Raw genomic sequence first — 25226 nt, forward strand, 5'->3', positions numbered from 1 at the left:
CTATAGTAATTCGACTTATCAGGCTGGAGTTCATAATGCTACAAGTGGAAATGCTGTCCACCGGCGATGAAGTGCTGCATGGGCAGATTGTCGATACCAATGCCGCCTGGCTGGCGGATTACTTTTTTAATCAGGGTTTACCGTTAACGCGCCGCAATACCGTCGGCGATGACCTCGACGCGCTGGTGGCTATTCTGCGCGAACGCAGCGAACAGGCGGATGTGCTGATCGTGAATGGCGGTCTGGGGCCGACCAGCGACGATCTTAGCGCGCTGGCGGCGGCGACGGCGAAAGGCGAAGGTTTGGTCCTCAACGCTGAATGGCTGGAGACGATGACGCGATTCTTTGCCGAGCGCGGTCGGCCAATGGCGCAAAGCAATCGCAAGCAGGCGGAAATCCCCGCCAGCGCCGAAATGATCAATAATCCGGTGGGCACCGCCTGCGGGTTCGCCGTACAGCTCAACCGCTGCCTGATGTTTTTCACCCCCGGCGTGCCGTCTGAATTCAAAGTTATGGTCGAGCAGGAGATCGTACCGCGTTTACGTGCGCGCTTCACGCTTCCGTCGCCGCCGGTTTGTCTGCGTTTAACTACCTTCGGACGTTCGGAAAGCGAGTTGGCGCAGAGCCTCAACCATCTGCAGCTACCGCCGGGTGTGGTGATGGGCTATCGCTCGTCAATGCCGATTATCGAACTGAAGCTGACCGGTCCTGCCACGCAGCGCGATGCGATGCTGGCGTTGTGGCCAGAGGTGCGTAAAGTGGCCGGGGAGAGCGTTATCTTCGAGGGCACGGAAGGGTTACCGGCGCAGATCGCGCGCTGCCTGCAGGAGCGTCAGCTTAGCCTGACCTTGAGCGAACAGTTCACCAGCGGCCTGCTGGCGCTGCAGCTGAGGCGGGCGAACGCGCCGCTTCTCGCCAGCGAAGTGGTGCCGGCGCAGGAGGAGACGTTGGCGCAATCGGCGCGCTGGGCCGCCGAGCGGCGCGTAAACCATTTTGCCGGACTGGCATTGTCGGTCAGCGGTCAGGAGGCCGATTACCTGAACTTTGTGCTGGCGACGCCGGAAGGTACGCACGCGCTGCGGGTTAAGTTCAGCGTGAATCGCCACGGGCTGGCGGTGCGACAAGAAGTGTGCGCCATGATGGCGCTGAATATGCTGCGCCGCTGGCTCAACGGTAAGCCGGTCAGCGGCGAGCATGGCTGGATCAACGTCGTCGAGACGCTGTTTATCGACTGATTCAGGCAGGCGCCCCCAGCGCCTGCGCCAGCAGAGTAATGGGATGTTCGCAGCGCTTGCTGGTGGACATCTCTATCTGCCATTTGCAGGTTTCGCAATCGGTAATCACTAAGTCCGCGCCGCTCTCCTCAATCTGGCGAAATAATGGTGCGCCAATCGCCTGCGCCGACGAATAGTTTTCCGACTTAAAGCCGAAGGTGCCGGCGATACCGCAGCACTGCGAATCCAGTACTTCCAGCTGTAGGCCCGGGATTTGGCGCAAAAGCTCAAGGGTGTATAGCGACCAGCCCATTTTTTCCATGTGACATGGAGTGTGATAGACCACCTTCAGCGGCAGCGGGCGCAATGGAAGGGTTTTGCCGGCATCGAGCTGTTTCCAAATCCAGCGGGTTGCTAACTCCACCCGATCCCGCAGATCGCTGTTATCGATATCCAGGAGATGGGGATATTCATCGCGCAGGGTAAAAGTACAGGTTGAAGAGGTGGCGATGATCGGCAAGGTGTTTTCGCGCATGGCGGCGACGTTGCTGTGCGCTTGCTTGCGCGCTTTGTCAAAAAAGCCGTTGGCGATAAGCGGGACGCCGCAGCATTTTTCTTTTGATAAGAGCTGCACGCCGGTACCCAGCGCGTTGACGACGCGAATCAGATCCTTACCCAATTGCGGGTGGTTATAGTTGACGTAGCAGCCATGGAAGAAAGCCACCTGCTCGCTGTACTGCGCCTGTGCGGCGGCGAGCTGGCGGTAAGCGCGGCGGAAGGTGCCGAAGCCATATTTTGGCAGCGTGCGGCGATGGTCGATTTTCAGCGCCGCATCGAGCAGGCGGCGCACCGGTTTTAAACCGGTCGTGGCGTTGACCAGCGGCGCAAAAGGCGTGGAAAGGGTACCCATCAGGTCGGTATGGCTGAGGATAGCATCGCGCAGGGTCGGTGTTTGCTGGCTGTACTGCGCACGCGCGCGTTGAATGATATCGCCGATTTTCACATCAGATGGACAGGCCACCTCGCAGCGTTTGCAATTAATACAATATTTCAGCGCATCGTCGTACAGCGCGCCATCTTTCAGACGCAGACGTTCGCCGTCCGGCCCCGCCTGTTTCGGGCCAGGATAGCGCGGATTCACCCGGCTCACCGGGCAGGCGGTGGTACAGACCGTACATTTTATGCAGCTTTCAAAGCGGGTATCGTTCATGGCCGGCCTCCTGCAAGGTCGTGGATCTGTCTGGCGGCATGCAGCGCGGTGACGGCGCAAACGCCGCCGCCGCAGCCGAGTTGAATGGCATCGAAACCGCCGAGCAGCGAGCCGATAGCGAAAAGATTACTCAGCGGCTGGCCGAGCAGGCGTGGGCGTAGCATGGGGTCCGTCTTTAAACCAAAGCGTTGCCACGGTTGTGACGCGAAGAAATCACGCTGATACCAGCTATCGCGCGCCAGCGTTTGCTGCAGATCGAGGCCGAGAATCGGTTCGCGCACGCTATCACGCGTGGCGACGAGACCGTTACTGAAAAAGCTACCGCTCGCCAGCACGGTAAAGCGCGGGCGCAGCGCGATATCGCCGTGATTTCGCGTCCATACGGCCTCGACGGCGCCCTGCTGATGGCTGATTTTCACCACTTCGTCACCGGCAAGCCAGGTACCGCCGGTGCGGATGAACTGACGCTGAAGCTGGCTATGCAGGCGCATCCCCGGCACCGAAGGCGGTAGCGTCGGCAGCAGACGCAGCGGGCAGGGCAGATGTTCCTGTAGCCAATGCCAGAGGCGATTATCCGCGAGCCCAAAACAGGCGGGCATCATCAGCAGCTCGTACTCTTGCGCCAGCGGCAGCAGCGCGGACTGCAGGGCAGGCCACAGGTTTTCATTATCAAGCACGCGGGCGATGTTGGCGGCACGGAACTCCGTAGGGTTATCGCGCAGCACATCAAGCAGCGGTAAATCAATCTCCGCGGCGGTGGCATTCACTCCGCTCTGCCCGAGGGCGGCGGCTGCCAGGTGCGGCTGAAAATCGGCAAAACCGCTAATTCCTACCAGGCATACCCGTTGCTGCGCGAAGGGCGCCAGCGGAACCTCTTTCGGCGACAGCCACGCCGGGCGCAACGTCCCCAGCGGCGTCACCCGCAGATGAGGTTGGCGCGCTTCGCCTTGCATGTTCGCGCCGCAGGCGGCCAGCAGCGTTTCGGTCTGCCTGGCGTATTCGAGCACCGCGTCTGCGCCGAGGCGGGAGTAAGGGTGTTCAGGAAGCTGAACGGCCAGTTGCTGAAGACCTTGTGCGACGTCTGTGACGGTATCACCGTTCGGCAGCGCCGAGAGCAGGTCTAACGAAGCAGAGGAAAAGTGCAGCGCGCTTTGCCCGCGGCTGATTATCACGCAGCGTAGGCCGTATTGATTCAGCGCCAGCCCGCACAGTAGACCGGCTAGTCCGCCGCCGACGATGGCGCAATCAAATTTCATCCTGATGCTCCTTTTGCAGTCCGCATAAGCCGAGGTAGACCCAGCGGGTAAATTCACTTTCGCGCAGCGCGTCGCCCCAGGCGATGGGCTGAACGCCCTTCCAGCGTTCATTAAGAAATTCCGACAGCTGAGTTAACGACTGCGCCGGTGTGGCGACGTTGAAGCGCTGTAGCAGCCCGGCGGCGCGGCAGGCGCACAGTTCCCCCTGGCAGGTGCCCATACCGACTCGGGTCCGGCGGCGCAGGTCGAGCAGATTCTTCACCGCCAGATTCTCTACCGCGTACTGCACTTCCCCGGCGGTGACCGCTTCACATTCACAGACCAGGCTGCGGTGCTGGCGGCTGTCGCCGAGCCATGCCGGGGTGCGGTCGCCGTGGCGATAGACCGCCGACCCGCGCAGGGGCGTCGGTAGCGAGATAATCTTTTTCAGCGTGGTTTCTGTGGCTTCCTGCGAGCCCGGCAGCGGACGCTCCGCGGTGCGGCACGGCTCAGCATTGCCGAGTTTGCGGCAGACGGCGTCGCTGGCCCATTCCGCCATCAGACGGTAGGTCATCAACTTACCGCCGGTGATGGTGATAAAGCCTTCCATACCGTCGCGCGCGGCGTGGTCGAGCAACACAATACCGCGGCTGACGCTGCGCCCGCTGGGGTCGTCATCGTTGGCGACCAGCGGCCGGACGCCGGAGTAAGCGCGTAGCACTCGGGTGCGCCCCATGATCGGCGCCAGTTTTTCACCTTCGCGCAGCAGCGTATCGACCTCTTCCGTCGTCACCCGGTTATCATCGATCTCGTCATAAGGAATATGCGTCGAGGTGGTGCCAATCAGCGAGATGGTATCGCCGGGCACCAGAATATCGGCATCCGCCGGCTTGCGGCAGCGGTTAATCACCTGGTTATTAATGCGGTGGTCGAGGATCAGCAGCGAGCCTTTTGCCGGGAACATGGAGATGCGCAGATCGGCGTATTCCGCGATGCGTTGGCCCCAGATCCCGGCGGCGTTGACGACGACCTGTGCACGCATACTGCGCGCTTCACGGCGTTGATGATCGTAGATCTGTACGCCGTACACACGATCGCCCTGACGTAGCAGGCCGGTAACCTCGCAGCCGGTGAGGATCTGCGCGCCGTGTTCGCGGGCGTCGAGCATATTAGCGGCCGTCAGGCGGAACGGATCGACGGTGCCGTCCGGTACCTGTACGGCGCCAAGCAGCGTCGGGTTGACCGCGGGTTCCAGACGCAAAGCTTCAGCGGGGGTAAGCGGTTTGGCATCGATACCGGCCTGCTGACAGGCGTTGATAAAGGTTTGCTGCCAGGCGATGTCATCTTCGGGTAGGGTGATAAACAGCCCGTTGGTGGGTTCAATGCAGTGGCGGGCGATGCGGCGTAAAATGCGATTCTCGCTGATGCATTCGCGCGCGGATTCGCCATCGGTGACGGCATAGCGTGCGCCGCTGTGCAACAGACCATGGTTACGGCCGGTGGCGCCGGTGGCGATATCGTGCCGCTCAATCAACGCTACGCGTAACCCGCGCAGGGCGCAGTCGCGGGCGATTCCCGCGCCGGTGGCGCCGCCGCCAATAATCAGCGCATCAAATTCTTGCGTCTCGGCCATCTTCCGGTCCTCTACTTTCGTTTTACACCATTTAGCCATATAAAAAGTGTGGAATGTTTGATTTCGAGCATATTTGCGCGCAATTCGAGCGTTTGCTGTGATTTTGTGCTCACAATGGAAAATTTTGTCATATATCTGTAACAAAATGTGCGATATTTCACAGTATTAGTTCTACGCTTTGCCTACCATCGCGACCTAATTAGAAGTGCGTGAATAAATTAGATTTTTTGCGTCGATGTCAGTGAAACAGCAATGGCCACGGAGGCTGATATGTTAAGTATTTTTAAACCCGCAGCGCATAAAGCGCGTTTGCCGGCGGCGGAAATCGACCCGTTGTATCGTCGATTACGTTGGCAGATCTTTATTGGCATCTTCTTCGGTTATGCCGCTTACTATCTGGTTCGTAAGAACTTTGCGCTGGCGATGCCTTATCTGATTGAGCAGGGGTTCTCTCGTGGCGACCTCGGTTTCGCGCTTTCCGGTATCTCCATCGCCTACGGATTTTCGAAATTCATCATGGGATCGGTCTCCGACCGCTCGAATCCGCGCATTTTCCTGCCCGCAGGGTTAATTCTGGCGGCGCTGGTGATGCTGGTGATGGGCTTCGTGCCGTGGGCGACTTCCAGCATCATGATCATGTTCGTATTGCTGTTCCTTTGCGGATGGTTCCAGGGGATGGGTTGGCCGCCGTGTGGTCGTACCATGGTGCACTGGTGGTCGCAGAAAGAGCGCGGCGGGATTGTCTCAGTGTGGAACTGCGCGCATAACGTCGGCGGCGGTATTCCGCCGCTGCTGTTCCTGCTGGGGATGGCGTGGTTTAACGACTGGCACGCGGCGCTGTATATGCCCGCCTTCGGCGCGATTCTGCTGGCCATTTTTGCTTTTGCGATGATGCGAGATACCCCGCAGTCCTGCGGTCTGCCGCCGATCGAAGAGTATAAAAACGACTATCCGGATGATTATAGCGAAAAGCACGAAGAAGAGCTGACGGCGAAGCAGATCTTTATGCAGTACATTCTGCCGAACAAGCTGCTGTGGTACATCGCTATCGCTAACGTCTTCGTTTATCTGCTGCGCTACGGCATTCTGGACTGGTCGCCGACCTACCTGAAAGAGGTCAAACACTTCGCGCTGGATAAGTCCTCCTGGGCCTACTTCCTCTATGAGTACGCGGGCATTCCGGGCACCCTGTTGTGCGGCTGGATGTCGGACAAAGTATTTAAAGGCAACCGCGGCGCAACCGGCGTGTTCTTTATGACCCTGGTGACGATTGCCACTATCGTTTACTGGCTGAACCCTCCGGGTAATCCGGGCGTCGATATGGCCTGTATGATCGTCATTGGCTTCCTGATTTACGGCCCGGTGATGCTGATCGGTCTGCATGCGCTGGAACTGGCGCCGAAAAAAGCTGCCGGCACCGCTGCGGGCTTCACCGGTCTGTTCGGTTATCTCGGCGGTTCCGTAGCCGCGAGCGCCATTGTTGGCTATACCGTCGATTTCTTCGGCTGGGACGGCGGCTTTATGGTAATGATTGGCGGTAGCGTACTGGCGGTTCTGCTGCTGATTATCGTTATGCTTGGCGAGCGTCGTCATCATCAACAACTGAAACAAGCCTAAGGAGCGGCGATGAAAATGAAACTTACCGCGCTAATGAGCGGAATGATTTTGGCCAGTTCGGCGCTGTGCTTCAGCGCCGTCGCGGCAGAGAAAATTGTCATCGCCCACCGCGGCGCCAGCGGGTATCTGCCGGAACATACCCTGCCGGCGAAAGCGATGGCTTACGCTCAGGGGGCGGATTACCTTGAGCAAGACCTGGTGATGACCAAAGACGACCGGCTGGTGGTGTTGCATGACCACTATCTTGATCGGGTGACTGACGTAGCGCAGCGTTTCCCGCAGCGGGCGCGTAAAGATGGTCGTTTTTACGCTATTGACTTTACCCTGGCCGAGATTAAGTCGCTGAAGTTCACCGAAGGTTTTGAGCCGAAAGATGGTAAAAACGTGCAAACCTATCCCGGGCGTTTCCCGATGGGTAAATCCGATTTCCGTATTCATACCTTTGAAGAAGAGATTGAGTTTGTACAGGGGCTAAACCATTCGACGGGTAAAAATATCGGTATCTACCCGGAAATCAAAGCGCCGTGGTTCCACCATCAGGAAGGCAAAGATATTGCCGCCAGCACGCTGAAAGTGCTGAAGGAATATGGCTACACCAGCAAGCAGGATAAGGTTTATCTGCAGTGCTTTGACGCCAACGAGCTCAAACGCATTAAGAATGAGCTGGAGCCGAAGATGGGGATGGATCTCAATCTGGTGCAGCTCATCGCCTATACCGACTGGAATGAAACGCAGCAGAAACAGGCCGATGGTAAATGGGTGAACTACAGCTATGACTGGATGTTCAAGCCGGGGGCGATGGCGCAGATTGCGCAGTACGCCGACGGTATTGGTCCGGATTACCATATGCTGGTAGCGGAAGGCTCGAAGCCGGGCGCGGTGAAGCTGACGGCGATGGTAAAAGAGGCGCACGCCAGCCATCTGCAGGTGCATCCGTATACCGTGCGCGCGGATCAGTTGCCGGAGTACGCCACTAACGTTAATCAGCTCTATGACGTGCTGTATAACCAGGCGGGCGTCGACGGCTTGTTTACCGATTTCCCGGATAAAGCGGTGCTGTTCCTGGACGCGAAATAAAACAAAAGGGCCGTAAGGCCCTTTTTTATGTTTTCCCCCTCTCCCTGTGGGAGAGGGCCGGGGTGAGGGCATCAGGCCGCACACATCGACAACACTACATCTCGATCTCAATATCGCCTTTCGCCCGGCAGCAGCAGGGCAAAATTTCTCCCGGCTGGATAAACGCCAGCGGTTCGGTCAGCCAGTCAACCTGACCTGACACCAGACGCGTGCGGCAGGAACCGCAATAGCCTTCGCGGCACTGATACTCCACGTCGATGTTATGCGATTCAAGCGCGGCCAACAGGGAAGGATGTTCATCCTGACACTCAAGGCGAGTGTCAGAAATCCTCAAGAAAATCCGCTTCATTACAGCTGGAAGTTGCTCAGATCGTCAGCGTCGACTTCAGAATCGATCTGGCCGACGAGATAAGAGCTGACTTCCACTTCCTGCGGCGCGACCTGAACGTTGTCGGAAACCAGCCAGGTGTTGATCCATGGGATCGGGTTGGAGCGGGTCTGGAACGGTAGATCGAGGCCCACAGCCTGCATGCGGATATTGGTGATGTACTCGACGTACTGGCAGAGAATATCTTTGTTCAGGCCGATCATCGAGCCGTCGCGGAACAGATAGTCCGCCCACTCTTTTTCCTGCTGCGCCGCCAGCACGAACAGGTCATAGCACTCCTGTTTGCACTCTTCAGCGATTTCCGCCATTTCCGGATCGTCGCTGCCGGAGCGCAGCAGGTTCAGCATATGCTGAGTGCCGGTCAGGTGCAGCGCTTCATCACGGGCGATCAGGCGAATAATCTTGGCGTTGCCTTCCATCAGCTTGCGTTCGGCAAAGGCGAAGGAGCAGGCGAAGCTAACGTAGAAGCGGATCGCTTCCAGCGCGTTGACGCTCATCAGGCACAGATACAGTTTCTTTTTCAGCTCGCGCAGATTCACGGTCACGGTTTTGCCGTTGACGGTGTGGGTGCCTTCGCCCAGCAAATGCCAGTAGCTAGTCATTTCGATCAGCGAATCGTAATAGTGCGAGATGCCTTCCGCGCGTTTCTGGATCTGCTCATTGGTCACGATATCGTCGAACACCGTCGCCGGATCGTTGACGATGTTGCGAATAATATGGGTGTAAGAGCGCGAGTGGATCGTCTCGGAAAAGGCCCAGGTTTCTACCCAGGTTTCCAGTTCGGGGATGGAAATCAGCGGCAGCAGCGCGACGTTCGGGCTACGGCCCTGGATGGAGTCGAGCAACGTCTGATATTTCAGGTTGCTGATGAAAATATGCTTTTCATGTTCCGGCAGCGCCTGATAGTCGATGCGATCGCGCGAAACGTCGACTTCTTCCGGGCGCCAGAAGAAGGAAAGCTGCTTTTCAATCAGCTTTTCAAAGATGTCATATTTTTGCTGATCGTAGCGGGCCACGTTAACCGGCTGGCCAAAAAACATCGGCTCAAGCAGTTGATTGTTTTTCGTCTGTGAAAAAGTGGTGTATGCCATGAGTGGGTCCTGTTGAGATTGTATCGCCCGGCAACACTGCGTTTGCCGGGCCTACAAAACCGTAGGCCGGGTAGGCATCGCGCCACCCGGCAAAAATACCTTAGATCTTACATGCGCCGCTTTCGCAGCCGTCGTCCTGAATTGACGGCGCCAGGTCATCCTGGGCGTCTTCCGCGCCATCACGGGTGTTGTGATAGTACAGCGTTTTCACGCCGAATTTATAGGCGTTGAGCAGGTCTTTCAGCAACTGCTGCATCGGCACTTTTCCGGACGGGAAACGCGTCGGGTCATAGTTGGTGTTGGCGGAAATCGACTGATCGATAAACTTCTGCATGATGCCGACCAGCTGCAGATAGCCGTCGTTATTCGGCATTTCCCACAGCAGTTCGTAGGCGTTCTGCAGATTTTCGTAATCCGGAACGACCTGGCGCAGGATCCCGTCTTTCGACGCTTTGATGCTCACGTGGCCGCGCGGCGGCTCAATGCCGTTGGTGGCGTTGGAGATCTGCGAAGAGGTCTCAGACGGCATCAATGCGGAGAGCGTGGAGTTACGCAGGCCGTGGGTTTTGATGGATTCGCGCAGCTGCTCCCAGTCGAAATGCAGGGATTCGCTCACGATCGCATCCAGGTCTTTCTTGTAGGTATCGATCGGCAGAATACCCTGCGCGTAGGTGGTTTCGTTGAACCACGGGCAGGCGCCTTGTTCGATAGCCAGTTCGTTGGAGGCCTTCAGCAGATAATACTGAATAGCTTCGAACGTTTTGTGCGTCAGATTGTTGGCGCTGCCGTCGGAGTAGCGTTTGCCATGTTTCGCCAGATAGTAAGCGAAGTTGATAACGCCGATGCCCAGCGTACGACGACCCATCGCGCCGCGTTTGGCCGCCGGGATTGGGTAATCCTGATAATCCAGCAGGGCATCCAGCGCGCGCACCGCCAGTACCGCCAGATCTTCCAGCTCGTCGAGGCTATCGATGGCGCCAAGGTTGAACGCCGACAGCGTGCACAGCGCGATTTCGCCATTTTCGTCGTTCACATCGTCCAGCGGTTTGGTCGGCAGGGCGATTTCCAGGCACAGGTTAGACTGGCGCACCGGCGCGACAACCGGGTCGAACGGGCTGTGGGTGTTGCAGTGGTCAACGTTCTGGATATAGATACGGCCGGTAGAGGCGCGTTCCTGCATCATCAGCGAGAACAGCTCAACGGCTTTAATACGCTGTTTGCGGATGCTGTCGTCTTTTTCGTATTTAGTGTACAGACGTTCGAACTCATCCTGATCGGCGAAGAACGCATCGTACAGGCCAGGAACGTCGGACGGGCTGAACAGGGTGATGTCCTCGCCTTTCAGCAGGCGAGTGTACATCAGCTTGTTGATCTGCACGCCGTAGTCCATGTGGCGAACGCGGTTGGCGTCGGTGCCGCGGTTGTTTTTCAACACCAGCAGGCTTTCGACTTCCAGATGCCACATAGGATAGAAGAGGGTGGCCGCGCCGCCGCGAACGCCGCCCTGCGAGCAGGATTTCACCGCGGTCTGGAAGTGCTTATAGAACGGGATGCAGCCGGTGTGGAAAGCTTCGCCGCCGCGGATCGGGCTACCCAGCGCGCGAATGCGGCCGGCGTTGATACCGATACCGGCGCGCTGGGAAACGTATTTCACAATCGCGCTGGAGGTGGCGTTGATCGAATCCAGGCTATCGCCGCACTCGATCAGCACGCAGGAGCTGAACTGACGAGTTGGGGTACGCACGCCGGACATGATCGGCGTCGGCAGCGAAATTTTAAAGGTGGACACCGCGTCATAGAAACGCTTGATGTAGTCCAGACGGGTCTCACGCGGATAATTAGAGAACAGGCAAGCCGCGACCAGAATATAGAGGAACTGGGCGCTTTCATAGATTTCGCCGCTGACGCGGTTCTGCACCAGGTATTTACCTTCCAGCTGCTTAACGGCCGCGTAGGAGAAGTTCATATCGCGCCAGTGGTCGATAAAACCGTCCATCTGCTGGAACTCTTCTTCCGTGTAGTCTTCCAGCAGATGATGATCGTATTTACCTTTTTCGACCATGTTCACCACATGGGTGTACAGCGCCGGCGGTTCAAACTGGCCAAACGCTTTTTTGCGCAGGTGGAAAATCGCCAGTCGCGCGGCGAGGTACTGGTAGTCCGGTGCATCGCGGGAGATCAGGTCCGCTGCGGCCTTAATAATGGTCTCGTGGATGTCGGCGGTTTTGATGCCGTCATAGAACTGAATATGCGAACGCAGTTCTACCTGAGAAATCGAAACGTTATTCAGTCCTTCTGCCGCCCAATCTAGTACGCGATGGATTTTGTCGAGATTGATACGCTCGGTGCTACCGTCGCGCTTTGTCACCAGCAGACTCTGATTCATGTGGTTTTTACCTGTCCGTGAGAAAAAATATCCCCCCATTTATCCACAGCAAGTCGTTGTGACTAACTCTGTGGATAAATACTATATGTAGGGGGTTGTCGATAAAAAGAACGCTATATGGTGAGTTATTTTAGTAAGGATTCTTTTGAGTACAAGGGTTGATTTTGACGTTAATTTGAGGTTGCGCAGGCGTAATAATCGCTAAGTCCACGCCGTATAAGGCCTGGAGAAGAAGTCAATAAAACAGAAAAAAAAATCAAAATTTGATCGAGTGCTGATTTCTTCGTCGGAAGGGAAAATTGCGCAGCTTGATGCCGCGCAATCATCATCATAAAAACGTATGACGTTATGCTTTTTTCGCCGTTGTATGCAACATATAGTTAACATCAACCCCCGGCGCCAGCTTGAAGGTATTAGTGAGCGGATTGTAATGCAGGCCGGTAATGTGCTGCTCTTTCAGAGAAGTCTGATCGATCCAGCCGATGAGCTCCGCCGGCTTGATGAACTTCTTAACGTCATGCGTACCTTTTGGCACCATTTTCATCACGTATTCTGCGCCGACCACGGCCATCAGCCAGGCTTTGCCGTTGCGGTTAATGGTCGAGAAGAAGACCTGGCCGCCGGGCTTCACCAGTCGCGCGCAGGCATGCACGACCGACTGTGGATCAGGGACGTGCTCGAGCATCTCCATACAGGTGACGACGTCGTACTGTTGGGCGTGCTTCGCCGCGTGCTCTTCGACGGTCTCCTGCACATACTCCACCTGAACGCCGCTCTCCAGCGCGTGCAGTTTTGCGACCTGCAGCGGCTCGAAGCCCATATCCAGACCGGTGACTGTCGCACCTTCGCGCGCCATGCTTTCGGCGAGGATGCCGCCGCCGCAGCCGACATCAAGCACTTTTTTGCCGAACAGGCCGCCGGAGCGTTCGGCAATATAGCCAAGGCGCAACGGGTTGATGCGATGCAGCGGTTTGAACTCGCCTTCTGGATCCCACCAGCGCGAGGCGACGGCTTCAAATTTGGCGATTTCATTGTGATCAACGTTGGGGGCCACCGACGGTTTTTCGGCATTCATGGGCGCTTTTACTCCTTTTCTGTTCTGACCTGCGAGTATATCAGCAGACTGCCACGAATAAACCGTATTGCTTTACCTCTATTACGACGGCTGTGTTATAATTTGCGACCTTTGAATCCGGGACACAGTAGAGGGATAGCGGTTAGATGAGCGACCTTGCGAGAGAAATTACACCGGTCAACATTGAGGAAGAGCTGAAAAGCTCGTATCTGGATTATGCGATGTCGGTCATTGTTGGCCGTGCGCTGCCGGATGTCCGAGATGGCCTGAAGCCGGTACACCGTCGCGTACTATACGCCATGAACGTATTGGGCAATGACTGGAACAAAGCCTATAAAAAATCAGCCCGTGTCGTTGGCGACGTAATCGGTAAATACCACCCGCATGGTGATACCGCCGTTTATGACACCATCGTACGTATGGCGCAGCCGTTCTCCTTGCGTTATATGCTGGTCGATGGCCAGGGTAACTTTGGTTCTGTCGATGGCGACTCCGCCGCAGCGATGCGTTATACGGAAATCCGTATGTCGAAGATCGCTCATGAGCTGATGGCCGATCTCGAAAAAGAGACGGTTGATTTCGTCGACAACTATGACGGCACGGAGAAAATCCCTGACGTCATGCCGACAAAAATCCCTAACCTGCTGGTGAACGGTTCTTCCGGTATCGCCGTAGGTATGGCGACCAACATTCCGCCGCATAACCTGACGGAAGTTATCAACGGCTGCCTGGCGTACGTTGATAACGAAGACATCAGCATTGAAGGGCTGATGGAACACATTCCGGGCCCGGACTTCCCGACCGCCGCTATCATTAACGGCCGTCGCGGTATTGAAGAGGCCTATCGTACCGGTCGCGGTAAAGTTTACATTCGCGCGCGCGCGGAAGTCGAAGCTGACGCGAAAACCGGTCGTGAAACCATCATCGTGCACGAAATTCCGTATCAGGTGAACAAAGCGCGCCTGATTGAGAAAATCGCCGAGCTGGTGAAAGAAAAACGCGTTGAAGGCATCAGCGCGCTGCGCGACGAATCTGACAAAGACGGTATGCGTATCGTTATCGAAGTGAAACGCGACGCGGTGGGTGAAGTGGTTCTTAACAACCTCTACTCCCAGACCCAACTGCAGGTTTCTTTCGGTATCAACATGGTTGCGCTGCACCACGGTCAGCCGAAGATCATGAACCTGAAAGACATCATCGCGGCGTTTGTTCGTCACCGCCGCGAAGTTGTCACTCGTCGTACTATTTTCGAACTGCGCAAAGCGCGCGACCGTGCGCATATCCTTGAAGCGCTGGCGATTGCGCTGGCTAACATCGATCCGATTATCGAATTGATTCGCCGCGCGCCGACGCCGGCGGAAGCAAAAGCGGGTTTAATCGCGCGTTCATGGGATCTGGGCAATGTCTCCGCGATGCTGGAGCGCGCCGGCGATAACGCTGCGCGTCCGGAGTGGCTGGAGCCAGAGTTCGGCGTGCGTGACGGCCAGTACTATCTGACCGAACAGCAGGCCCAGGCGATTCTGGATCTGCGTCTGCAGAAACTGACCGGTCTGGAGCATGAAAAACTGCTCGACGAGTACAAAGAGCTGCTGGATCAGATTGCCGAGCTGCTGCACATTCTGGGTAGCGCCGATCGTCTGATGGAAGTTATTCGCGAAGAGCTGGAGCTGGTTAAAGAACAGTTTGGCGATGCGCGTCGTACCGAAATCACCGCCAACAGCGCCGATATCAATATCGAAGACCTGATCAACCAGGAAGATGTTGTCGTGACCCTGTCGCACCAGGGTTATGTGAAGTATCAGCCGTTAACCGACTACGAAGCGCAGCGTCGTGGCGGTAAAGGCAAATCGGCAGCGCGTATTAAAGAAGAAGACTTTATCGACCGCCTGCTGGTGGCCAACACCCATGACACGATCCTCTGCTTCTCCAGCCGTGGTCGTTTGTACTGGATGAAGGTTTATCAGCTGCCGGAAGCCAGCCGCGGCGCGCGTGGTCGGCCGATCGTCAACCTGCTGCCGCTGGAAGCTGACGAGCGTATCACCGCTATCCTGCCGGTTCGCGAGTACGAAGAGGGCGTTAACGTCTTTATGGCGACCGCCAGCGGTACCGTGAAGAAAACGGCATTGACCGAGTTCAGCCGTCCGCGTTCTGCCGGTATCATTGCCGTCAATCTGAACGAAGGCGACGAACTGATCGGCGTCGATCTGACTTCTGGCCAGGACGAAGTGATGCTGTTCTCCGCCGCTGGTAAAGTGGTGCGCTTTAAAGAAGACGCCGTTCGCGCGATGGGCCGTACCGCAACCGGCGTACGCGGCATCAAGCTGGCGGGAGAAGATAGCGTAGTGTCGCTGATCATTCCTCGCGGCGAAGGCGCTATCCTGACCGTGACGCAAAACGGTTACGGCAAGCGTACTGCGGCAGCAGAGTATCCGACCAAGTCACGTGCGACGCAGGGCGTTATCTCTATTAAGGTCACCGAACGTAACGGTTCCGTGGTCGGCGCCGTGCAGGTCGATGATTGCGACCAGATCATGATGATCACCGATGCGGGCACCCTGGTGCGTACTCGCGTTTCTGAAGTGAGCATCGTGGGCCGTAATACTCAGGGCGTGATTCTGATCCGTACCGCGGAAGATGAAAATGTTGTTGGCCTGCAGCGCGTGGCTGAACCGGTTGACGACGAAGAACTGGATGCCATCGACGGCAGCGTAGCGGAAGGCGATGATGATATCGCGCCGGAAAACGATGCTGACGACGACATCGCCGAAGACGAAGAGTAATCGTCGCAGGTAAATGTTCTGAAAGGGCCGGGTATTATCCCGGCCCTTTTTGCATTAACATTGCGACAAAGCCCATTTACCGCTACTTTAACCCCATTCTGTTGAGCCCCTGACGACCGAGCATTGCCCCATTGAAATATCTTGCCTCGTTTCATACGACCTTAAAGGTTTCTCGTTATCTGTTCAGAGCGCTGGCGGTTCTGCTATGGATGCTGATTGCTTTTGTCTCCGTGTTTTATATCGTTAACGCATTGCATGAACGGGAATCGGAAATTCGTCAGGAGCTGAATCTTAACGCCGATCAGGCGCAGCGTTATATCCAGCGGACTGCGGATGTCATTAAAGAGCTGAAGTACGTCGCAGGCAATCGTGCGGCGACCGGGAGCGAGGGCAGCGCGGCGCTGGCCAACAGCGGTAATATCACTATCCCCAATTTTGAACCGCTGTATCCGGATTCCGACTGCAGCGCAATGAGCGGCGCCTGGCGCAATTCGCTGCAATCGCTGGCGTGGTTCATGCGCTACTGGCGCGATAATTTCTCCGCTGCCTACGACCTGAACCGTATCTTTTTAATTGGCAGCGACAACCTCTGTATGGCTAACTTCGGCCTGCGCGATATGCCGCTGGAGCGCGATCAGGCGCTGAAGGTGCTGCATCAACGTATCGAACAATATCGCGATGCGCCGCAAAACGAGCGGGGCAATAACCTGTTCTGGATTAGCCAGGGCGTGCGTCCGGGCGTCGGCTATTTCTATGCCCTGACGCCAATCTATATGGCTAACCGCCTGCAGGCGATGCTCGGCGTCGAGCAGACTATCCGCATGGAGAGCTTCTTTACGCCAGGCAGCCTGCCGATGAGCGTGACGATCCTCGATGATAACGGCCAGCAGCTCATTTCCCTTGCCGGGCCGGATAACAGTATTAAACCGGAAACCCGCTGGATGCAGGAGCGGATGTGGTTTGGCTACAGCTCTGGTTTCCGCGAACTGGTGCTGAAAAAGAGCCTGCTGCCGTCATCGCTGAGTATTGTCTATTCGGTTTCCGTCGATCAGGTGCTCGAGCGCATCAGGATGCTGATCCTCAACGCTATCGTGCTGAATATCCTGACTGGCGCGATCCTGTTCGCGCTGGCGCGCATGTATGAACGGCGGATATTTATTCCGGCGGAAAACGACGCCCAGCGTCTGGAAGAGCATGAGCAGTTCAACCGTAAAATCGTCGCCTCCGCGCCGGTAGGGATCTGTATTCTGCGTACCCAGGACGGCACTAACATACTCAGTAACGAACTGGCGCATAACTATCTGAATATGCTGACTCACGAAGACCGCCAGCGGCTCACGCAGATTATCTGCGGCCAGCAGGTCAACTTCGTCGACGTGTTAACCAGCAACAACACCAACCTGCAGATTAGCTTTGTACACTCGCGCTATCGTAATGAAAACGTCGCGATATGCGTGCTGGTGGATGTTTCCGCCCGTGTGAAAATGGAAGAGTCGCTGCAGGAGATGGCCCAGGCGGCGGAACAGGCCAGCCAGTCGAAATCGATGTTCCTCGCCACCGTTAGCCACGAGTTGCGTACGCCGCTGTACGGCATTATTGGCAACCTCGATCTGCTGCAGACCAAAGCGTTGCCGAAGGGAGTCGATCGGCTGGTGACGGCGATGAATAACTCCTCCAGCCTGCTATTGAAGATTATCAGCGATATTCTCGACTTCTCGAAGATTGAGTCAGAGCAGCTAAAAATCGAACCGCGAGAGTTCTCGCCACGCGAGGTCATGAATCATATTTCGGCGAACTATCTACCGCTGGTGGTACGCAAACAGCTGGGGCTGTACTGTTTCATCGAGCCGGATGTCCCGCAAACGATGATCGGCGACCCGATGCGTCTGCAGCAGGTTATTTCCAACCTGCTGAGTAACGCTATTAAATTTACCGATACCGGCTGTATCGTGTTGCACGTCCAGCGCGCCGGCGACTATCTGCAAATTAGCGTACGTGACACCGGCGAGGGGATCCCGGCGAAAGAGGTTGTGCGCCTGTTCGACCCGTTCTTCCAGGTCGGTACCGGAGTACAGCGTAATTTCCAGGGCACCGGCTTGGGGCTGGCTATCTGTGAAAAACTTATCAGCATGATGGATGGCGACATTGCCGTGGAAACTGAACCCGGCATGGGAAGCCGTTTCACTATTCGTATTCCGCTATACGGCATGCAGCCGATGCCGCCGCTGCTGGCCGATCGGCACAGCAACAGCACCTGTTGGCTGGCGATTCATAACACGTCACTGGCGCTTTTTGTCGAATCGCTGCTGCAATATCATGGCCTGACGGTACGTCAATTTGCTGGTCAGACGCCGGCTGCCGACGATATTTTATTAACCGATGATGAAGGCTATGAGGGTTGGCCGGGAAGCGCTGCGGTGATCTTCTGCCGCCGCCATATCGGCATTCCTGTTGAGCGCGCGCCGGGAGAGTGGCTACATAGCGTTACCACGCCGCATGAGCTCCTGCCATTACTGGGGCGTCTGCTGCATCTGGCGCTGGCGGCGGAAGAGAATGGTCCGGCGCTATCGGCCCATGACGCGCCAACGGCCAGCAATGACGACATGATGATTCTGGTGGTCGACGATCATCCGATTAACCGCCGCCTGTTGGCCGATCAGCTTGGCTCGCTGGGTTATCAATGCGTAACGGCCAATGATGGCATCGATGCGCTTAACGTCCTCAGTAAACAGCATATTGATATTGTTCTCAGCGATGTGAACATGCCCAATATGGATGGTTACCGTCTGACGCAGCGGATCCGTCAGCTGGAGATGACGTTGCCGGTTATTGGCGTGACGGCTAACGCGCTGGCGGAAGAAAAACAGCGTTGTCTGGAATCGGGAATGGATAGCTGCCTGTCAAAACCGGTGACGCTGGATATCCTTAAGCACACGCTGGCCACCTATGCCGCACAGGTACGTAAAGCCAGAAAAACAAGCTGAGGCCGCACGGAATGGTGCTGAGAGCTCCCCGGCGCGCGATGCTCTCCGGGGCGGGAATAAAGTTTCAGAATGGCCCGGAAACGGCGGCTGGCCGCCATCCGGGAAAAGTGAATTACTCTTTATCCGTTGAGGTAAGAGAAACGGAAGAGAGGTAGTTCAGCAGTGCGATATCATTTTCGACACCCAGCTTCATCATTGCCGATTTCTTCTGGCTACTGATGGTTTTAATGCTGCGGTTTAGCTTTTTGGCGATCTCAGTGACCAGGAAGCCTTCAGCGAACAAACGCAGAACTTCACTCTCTTTCGGCGACAGGCGTTTGTCGCCATAACCGCCGGCGCTGATTTTTTCCAGCAGGCGGGAGACGCTTTCCGGAGTAAACTTTTTGCCTTTCTGCAGCGCGGCCAGCGCTTTCGGCAGATCGGTCGGCGCACCCTGCTTCAGTACGATCCCTTCAATATCGAGATCCAGCACTGCGCTGAGGATAGCCGGGTTGTTGTTCATGGTCAGAACGATAATCGACAGTTCAGGAAAATGGCGTTTGATGTATTTGATCAGGGTGATCCCATCGCCATATTTGTCGCCAGGCATCGACAAGTCGGTAATCAGGACGTGCGCGTCAAGTTTAGGAAGATTGTTAATCAGAGCTGTGGAATCTTCAAATTCGCCAACAACATTCACCCACTCGATCTGCTCAAGTGACTTACGAATGCCGAACAGTACGATCGGATGGTCATCGGCAATAATTACGTTCATATTGTTCATGTATTAGGCTACCTTGCTACAGCAAGCTCTTGACGTAACCGTCAATGTCGCTGATGTATTTTTCTATACCTTGAGCATCTCTTTCATGAATCAGATGCTCAAGCGCTTCACATAACTGCTTGCCGGGTATCAGATTAAGCATCGCAAACGCCCCTTTGAGGCGATGAGCGGTCTGCGCCAGCGCAGCGAAATCGCTGATGGTTAATTCAGTATACAATCTCTGAACATCATCCGGAACAGTGTCGGCAAACAGCGCGTAATAACCGCTGGCATGGAGTTCAGCATTCCCTTCATTTCCAGTGGAGGTGGGCTGAATCTCTTCTTGCGCCAGCTGCTGCTCAATCAGCTGCAGGATAGCTTCCTGCATGGCAGTGCTGATATTAAAATTGACGCTCAACTGACCAGGGCCAATTTTGCGTATCCCAACCTCATCATCGCTTAAAAGCAAGCCTGAAGCAGTAAGATTAGACGGATTATCAGTTAAAAAGAGATCGTACTCTTGACTTGCGAGTCTTTCGTCCGGGGTGATGCAGCTTGCGCCCCAGCTCTCTAACTGGCGCGTCACGATGCGGCGTACTTCATTGGCGGTAATGTCAATCATCACGACTACATCGTCCAACAGGTGTTCGCCGGAGTCGCTCTCTTCCTCGCTTGCCGCCATTTTAAGGTGTAGCGAGTAGCGGGTGCCGAGCGATTCTCGCGCCTTAATATTAAGCTGCCCGCCAAGCTTGCGGGTTAAACGGTCGCATAACCAGAAGGTGAGGGCATTGGCCTTGCCGTACTGGTCGGCTTGCGTCTCGTTAAGGAACGGGAAGTGCATATTATCGATTTCATTAGCGCTTACGCCGTTGCCGGTATCAAGGATACGGAAAGTCAGCCGATCGTCGGCAGATTCATCTTTGCTCACCTCAAGGGTGATTTTACCGATAGAGGTAGTGGTGATCGCGTACTGAATCAGCAGTAATAGCGTGCGGCGCAGCGCGTCGCGATCGCCGTAGCGCTGCTCGTTGGCCGGCAGCGCGTTATTGATTAACAGCTGGAGTCCCTTGCGTTTTACCATTGGTAGGACTTCAGGAACTACTTCATCTATTAAGCCCTGAATGGAGAATAAGCCGGGTGTGGTTTTCCAGGCGTCGCTTTCCAGTAAGTTCGCCAACTGAATCTCATCGACCAGATGAACCAGTTCATCCGCGCGCTGCGCCAGTTTACGGCTCTCATTAATGCCGATGGCCGCCGCTTCATGCGCCAGCGCCTGCGCCGGTTCTTTCAGCGCGGCGCCGATGTTCTGCATAAAGGCGATACGCCCCTGCTGATTTTTTTCATACAGACGCTGGGCCTGTTTAAGCTTTTTGTTCACCAGTACTTCTCTGTCCTGGTCGCGAATAATCAGGATCTGCGTACGCGGAGCAACCTGGCTACGGTACTGGCGGATTTCATAAAGTTCATTATTGATCGTCGCCTGAATGACCCCTTGATGCTGATCGGCCATGTTGGTGATGTTCTGCAGGTTCAGATGAGGCAACAGATGATCGGCGATCGGGTTGCTGATAATAGTGCGATTGGCTTCCTGATCGTGCACCAACAGGCCCAGCGGCAGCAAAGAGACAATCTCTTCATTAATTGCGCGCTGAGCGCGAAGCTCGCTGTTGGCGGCGGTGGGTGCCGCGCTAACGCTGCCAGGATTACGGCGACCGCTATAGTGACGGAATGTGGTAAAGCCAAACAGGGTTAATGCCAGCAGACCAATGGTGAGCAGCAGCGGCAGTAAAATATTCTGCAGGGATTCCATCAGCAAAGTACTGAACGGCACGACCCACACCAGCCGCATGCCGGTGGTATTGATGGCGGTAGTTATCTCAATACGCAGGCCATTGAAGCTGACGCTAACGTTATCAACGGCTTCTTTATCAGGGCTGTTGGCGGCATTCTGTGCCGGATCTGCCTCCAGACGGAAGCTATCCAACGACATGCTCGGGGGGATGAGGTCGTTAATCGGTAAATCGAAGGCCACCACCGTTGCCAGGTGGCCCGGTTGGTTAAAGGTGGTACGCAGCGTGAAGTAGTGGCCATTTTGCCAGGTCAAATGGCGCAGCGAAGAAAAGGTTTCCCGTTCGTCCAGCGTATTTGCCTGCAGCAGCATTTCGGCGCGGCGGGATTCCACCACGCTGCTAATCGTCGATTCTTTAAAACTCGAAGACAGATCTTTCAGCGGCAGGGTAGAGACCAGAATCAAGCTGTTATCCAGCCCGTTCAGATAATACATCGACCAGGGGATGGTTTCCGCGCCCCATAGAATATCGAGGTAGTTAGAAATCTTCTGCGTCATCTCAAGCGTCGAGCTGTCATGAGATCCGAAAATCAGCGCCTCGGTTTTGCGCCGAGGCTTTTCCAGATAGTACACGTCCTGCTTTAGCCGGGTTTCCTGCAGCCCATCGCTTGAAGTACTGGAGCTGGTGGCTGCGATATTGTCGTAAATCTGCCAGGTGGCGTAACGCCAGGTATCGATGCGTTTGTGCAACGCGTGGCTGATATCAACCACCTGGTAACTTCTGTCTTTTAGCCACGTATTGACCGAGCTTTGGATCATCACGCCCATCGTCGCGAGCAAGACGATAACCATCAAAATGAAGAAGCGGGTGATGTTGCCTGGGATCAGGGAGAATTTTTTTTGGGTCATCGCGTAGCAGGGCTGCTCAGTAGTGTTTGTAAACAAGATGTTGCGCCATAGTGACGGGCAGCACAACGAATACTGGCTGGAAGTATAAAGGCTAAAACGGGAAATCCATACAACAGATTGACGCTGAGGGATCTTTTAATGCTGAGATTTGTCTCAAAACCATAGCGACGACGAATATGTACAGTGGAATTGATCTTGTACAATTAACTGGCATTTGTTGCAGATAAATAGCACGAAAAAACAAGAAATTGGCGAAATAGGCTAACTTTCATTCGGAATTGATTGATTAATAGTCGTTATTTTTTTATGCGATAGCACAGCATAATTAAAGATACGTAAAGAAGGGTAAAAAAAACCGGATGCGAGGCATCCGGTTGAAATAGGGGTAAACAGACATTCAGAACTGAATGACGGTAATAAATAAAGTTAATGATGATAGCGAGGATTATTTTAGTCTTCGGGGAAGATTTTGTTTTACCATTCAGTGCTATACATTTACCTGCTTTCAATAATTTGATTTTAAAGATAAATATTATTTTTTTGATTTTTGATGCTTATTTTGGCGACCATTATCGTGCCTGAAAAGTTCCTTGATATTTACAAATTGAAACATCTTGTGCGCATTTTGAAACACCTTAGAAGTTTTCGTATCATATTCTTGTTGGATTATTCTGCATTTTGCAGCACAATGAATACAGCCGACTGATTAGAAGGGTAATCAGTAAGCAGTGGCAATAATAAAAGGCATATAACAAACAGAGGGTTAATAACATGAAAGTTAAAGTACTGTCCCTCCTGGTACCAGCACTGCTGGTAGCGGGCGCAGCAAATGCGGCTGAAATTTATAACAAAGACGGCAACAAATTAGACCTGTACGGTAAAATTGATGGTCTGCACTACTTCTCTGACGACAAGAGCGTAGACGGCGACCAGACCTACATGCGTATCGGCGTGAAAGGCGAAACCCAGATCAACGACCAGCTGACCGGTTACGGCCAGTGGGAATACAACGTTCAGGCGAACAATACCGAAAGCTCCAGCGATCAGGCGTGGACTCGTCTGGCATTCGCTGGTCTGAAATTCGGCGACGCGGGTTCTTTCGACTACGGTCGTAACTACGGTGTTGTTTACGATGTAACTTCCTGGACCGACGTTCTGCCGGAATTCGGCGGCGACACCTACGGTTCCGACAACTTCCTGCAGTCCCGTGCTAACGGCGTTGCTACCTACCGTAACTCTGACTTCTTCGGTCTGGTTGACGGCCTGAACTTTGCTCTGCAGTACCAGGGTAAAAACGGCAGCGTAAGCGGCGAAGGTACTTCTCCGACCAACAACGGCCGTGGCGCTCTGAAACAGAACGGCGACGGCTTCGGTACCTCTCTGACCTATGATATCTGGGACGGCATCAGCGCAGGTTTCGCGTACTCCCACTCTAAACGTACTGGCGACCAGAATTCCCAACTGGCTCTGGGCCGTGGTGACGATGCTGAAACCTACACCGGTGGTCTGAAATACGACGCTAACAACATCTACCTGGCGACTCAGTACACCCAGACCTACAACGCAACTCGCGCAGGTTCCCTGGGCTTTGCTAACAAAGCGCAGAACTTCGAAGTGGTTGCTCAGTACCAGTTCGACTTCGGTCTGCGTCCGTCCGTCGCTTACCTGCAGTCCAAAGGTAAGGATCTGGAGCGCGGTTACGGTGACCAGGATATCCTGAAATACGTTGACCTGGGCGCGACCTACTACTTCAACAAAAACATGTCCACCTACGTTGATTACAAAATCAACCTGCTGGACGAAAACAACTTCACTCGTAACGCCGGTATCTCTACCGACGACGTTGTTGCTCTGGGCCTGGTTTACCAGTTCTAAGCAAGCTGAAGTGTTGAAAAAGGCGCCTGCGGGCGCCTTTTTTTATGCCCGGTTTAACCTCGCTGGTATACTCTGGCTGCCTTTGTAACAGGAGCCCGTTTTCATGGATACCACCTTTTTCCGCGCCGCCTTTTTCGGCCTCAGCGTTCTGCTTACCGGCTGTGATTCCGCGACCTCCCCGGCCACGCCAAAATCCGCCGCCACCGTGCTCGATGGCAAAACGATGGGGACCTATTGGCGCGTTAGCGTCGTCGGGTTGGATCCGGCGAAAGCCGAAGATTTACGCCATAAAGTTCAGGCGCAGCTCGATGGTGACGATCTGCTGCTTTCGACCTGGAAAAACGACTCCGCGCTGATGCGCTTCAATCATGACGCCACGACCGAACCGTGGCCGGTGAACGAAGCGATGGCGGATATCGTCACTCTGTCGCTGCGTATTGGCGCCAAAACCGCCGGGGCGATGGATGTTACCGTCGGGCCGCTGGTCAATCTATGGGGATTTGGCCCGGATAAGCAACCGGTAAAAACGCCGACGGCGCAGCAAATCGCGGCGGCAAAAGCGCGTACCGGGCTGCAGCATTTGACGGTGATTAACCGCGCCGATCAACAGTATCTGCAAAAAGATATTGCCGATTTATTTGTCGATCTTTCCACGGTCGGCGAGGGCTATGCCGCCGATCATCTGGCGCGGCTGATGGAGCAGGAAGGAATTGCCCGCTATCTGGTATCGGTTGGCGGCGCGCTGGTCAGCCGCGGGATGAACGGTGACGATAAACCGTGGCGAGTGGCGATTCAAAAACCAACCGACCGCGAAAACGCCGTCCAGGCGATTGTCGATATCAACGGCCACGGCATCAGCACCTCCGGTAGCTATCGCAACTACTACGAGCTGGACGGCAAACGTATTTCTCACGTTATCGATCCGCAAACCGGGCACCCCATCAACCATAAGCTAGTTTCGGTGACGGTGATTGCGCCGACGGCGCTGGAAGCCGACGGTTGGGATACCGGGCTGATGGTATTAGGGCCGGAAAAAGCCCAACAGGTGGCACACGAGCAGGGGCTGGCGGTCTATATGATTATCAAAGAGGGCGACGGCTTTAAGACCTGGATGTCGCCGCAGTTCCGCACCTTCCTGGTCGGCGAGCAGAATTAAAAAGCAAGAAGCGCAGTTTTTTAGATCGGAGCAAGGCGCAAAGTAAGGATACACTTACAGCAGGA

General features: G+C 55.1%; 16 protein-coding genes. 7 read left to right on the forward strand and 9 right to left on the reverse strand.

Going from position 1 to position 25226, the window contains the following annotated elements; genetic code table 11:
• The first annotated feature begins 35 nt into the window (after positions 1-35).
• A complete protein-coding gene (locus PGR23_RS01255; protein ID WP_045391423.1) occupies positions 36-1235 on the forward strand; it encodes a nicotinamide mononucleotide deamidase-related protein YfaY in 1200 nt (399 codons plus the stop codon).
• Between the two features lies 1 nt (position 1236).
• On the opposite strand, the gene glpC is transcribed toward PGR23_RS01255, so the two are convergent.
• The 3 genes from glpC to glpA are packed head-to-tail and all read right to left on the reverse strand — an operon-like array spanning position 1237 to position 5292.
• The gene (gene glpC / locus PGR23_RS01260) at positions 1237-2424 is read right to left on the reverse strand and encodes an anaerobic glycerol-3-phosphate dehydrogenase subunit GlpC (protein WP_045391420.1); all 1188 of its coding nucleotides are present in this window, start codon (positions 2422-2424) and stop codon (positions 1237-1239) included.
• Positions 2421-3680 carry a glycerol-3-phosphate dehydrogenase subunit GlpB gene (gene glpB, locus PGR23_RS01265; RefSeq protein ID WP_396279514.1) on the reverse strand — a complete coding sequence of 420 codons (1260 nt, stop codon included), beginning with the start codon at positions 3678-3680 and terminating at the stop codon, positions 2421-2423. The genes glpC and glpB overlap by 4 nt, the downstream gene beginning before the upstream one ends.
• A complete protein-coding gene (glpA, locus tag PGR23_RS01270) occupies positions 3670-5292 on the reverse strand; it encodes an anaerobic glycerol-3-phosphate dehydrogenase subunit A (protein ID WP_396279515.1) in 1623 nt (540 codons plus the stop codon). The genes glpB and glpA overlap by 11 nt, the downstream gene beginning before the upstream one ends.
• A 270-nt stretch (positions 5293-5562) precedes the next feature.
• Between glpA and glpT the strand changes: the two genes are divergently transcribed.
• On the forward strand, positions 5563-6909 hold the full coding sequence (gene glpT / locus PGR23_RS01275; RefSeq protein WP_015365615.1) for a glycerol-3-phosphate transporter: 1347 nt from the start codon (positions 5563-5565) through the stop codon (positions 6907-6909).
• Between the two features lie 9 nt (positions 6910-6918).
• Positions 6919-7986: a glycerophosphodiester phosphodiesterase gene (gene glpQ, locus PGR23_RS01280; protein WP_396279516.1), complete on the forward strand. Its 1068-nt coding sequence runs from the start codon at positions 6919-6921 to the stop codon at positions 7984-7986.
• 94 nt (positions 7987-8080) lie between these two features.
• Here glpQ and yfaE read toward each other — a convergent pair whose 3' ends face one another.
• The 4 genes from yfaE to ubiG all read right to left on the reverse strand — a co-directional run bounded on the left by yfaE (position 8081) and on the right by ubiG (position 12926).
• Positions 8081-8335 (reverse strand): class I ribonucleotide reductase maintenance protein YfaE, encoded by a 255-nt coding sequence (gene yfaE / locus PGR23_RS01285; protein ID WP_015365617.1) that lies wholly within the window; start codon positions 8333-8335, stop codon positions 8081-8083.
• A complete protein-coding gene (nrdB, locus tag PGR23_RS01290; protein ID WP_015365618.1) occupies positions 8335-9465 on the reverse strand; it encodes a class Ia ribonucleoside-diphosphate reductase subunit beta in 1131 nt (376 codons plus the stop codon). Before nrdB ends, yfaE begins: the two co-directional genes overlap by 1 nt.
• 100 nt (positions 9466-9565) lie before the next feature.
• Complete coding sequence (nrdA, locus tag PGR23_RS01295; RefSeq protein ID WP_015365619.1) at positions 9566-11851, reverse strand: class 1a ribonucleoside-diphosphate reductase subunit alpha; 2286 nt, start codon at positions 11849-11851, stop codon at positions 9566-9568.
• Positions 11852-12197: 346 nt separating this feature from the next.
• A complete protein-coding gene (gene ubiG, locus PGR23_RS01300; protein WP_396279517.1) occupies positions 12198-12926 on the reverse strand; it encodes a bifunctional 2-polyprenyl-6-hydroxyphenol methylase/3-demethylubiquinol 3-O-methyltransferase UbiG in 729 nt (242 codons plus the stop codon).
• Between the two features lie 146 nt (positions 12927-13072).
• Here ubiG and gyrA point away from each other — a divergent pair, with 146 nt between their 5' ends.
• Both gyrA and rcsC read left to right on the forward strand, forming a co-directional pair.
• Positions 13073-15706, forward strand: a complete 2634-nt coding sequence (gene gyrA / locus PGR23_RS01305) for a DNA topoisomerase (ATP-hydrolyzing) subunit A (protein WP_045391405.1) — start codon at positions 13073-13075, stop codon at positions 15704-15706.
• Between the two features lie 131 nt (positions 15707-15837).
• Positions 15838-18690 carry a two-component system sensor histidine kinase RcsC gene (gene rcsC / locus PGR23_RS01310; protein WP_049061095.1) on the forward strand — a complete coding sequence of 951 codons (2853 nt, stop codon included), beginning with the start codon at positions 15838-15840 and terminating at the stop codon, positions 18688-18690.
• A 112-nt stretch (positions 18691-18802) separates the two neighbouring features.
• Here rcsC and rcsB read toward each other — a convergent pair whose 3' ends face one another.
• Together rcsB and rcsD are read right to left on the reverse strand one after the other, a co-directional pair.
• Complete coding sequence (gene rcsB / locus PGR23_RS01315) at positions 18803-19453, reverse strand: response regulator transcription factor RcsB (protein ID WP_015365624.1); 651 nt, start codon at positions 19451-19453, stop codon at positions 18803-18805.
• A 16-nt stretch (positions 19454-19469) separates the two neighbouring features.
• A complete protein-coding gene (gene rcsD, locus PGR23_RS01320; RefSeq protein WP_348876075.1) occupies positions 19470-22130 on the reverse strand; it encodes a phosphotransferase RcsD in 2661 nt (886 codons plus the stop codon).
• A gap of 771 nt (positions 22131-22901) precedes the next feature.
• Here rcsD and PGR23_RS01325 point away from each other — a divergent pair.
• Both PGR23_RS01325 and apbE read left to right on the forward strand, forming a co-directional pair.
• Positions 22902-24005 (forward strand): OmpK36 porin, encoded by a 1104-nt coding sequence (locus PGR23_RS01325; RefSeq protein WP_047066177.1) that lies wholly within the window; start codon positions 22902-22904, stop codon positions 24003-24005.
• Positions 24006-24108: 103 nt separating this feature from the next.
• Complete coding sequence (apbE, locus tag PGR23_RS01330) at positions 24109-25161, forward strand: FAD:protein FMN transferase ApbE (RefSeq protein WP_396279518.1); 1053 nt, start codon at positions 24109-24111, stop codon at positions 25159-25161.
• Positions 25162-25226: the final 65 nt, after the last annotated feature.

The organism is Klebsiella sp. 141162, assembly GCF_050600755.1.
Classification (GTDB): domain Bacteria; phylum Pseudomonadota; class Gammaproteobacteria; order Enterobacterales; family Enterobacteriaceae; genus Klebsiella; species Klebsiella aerogenes.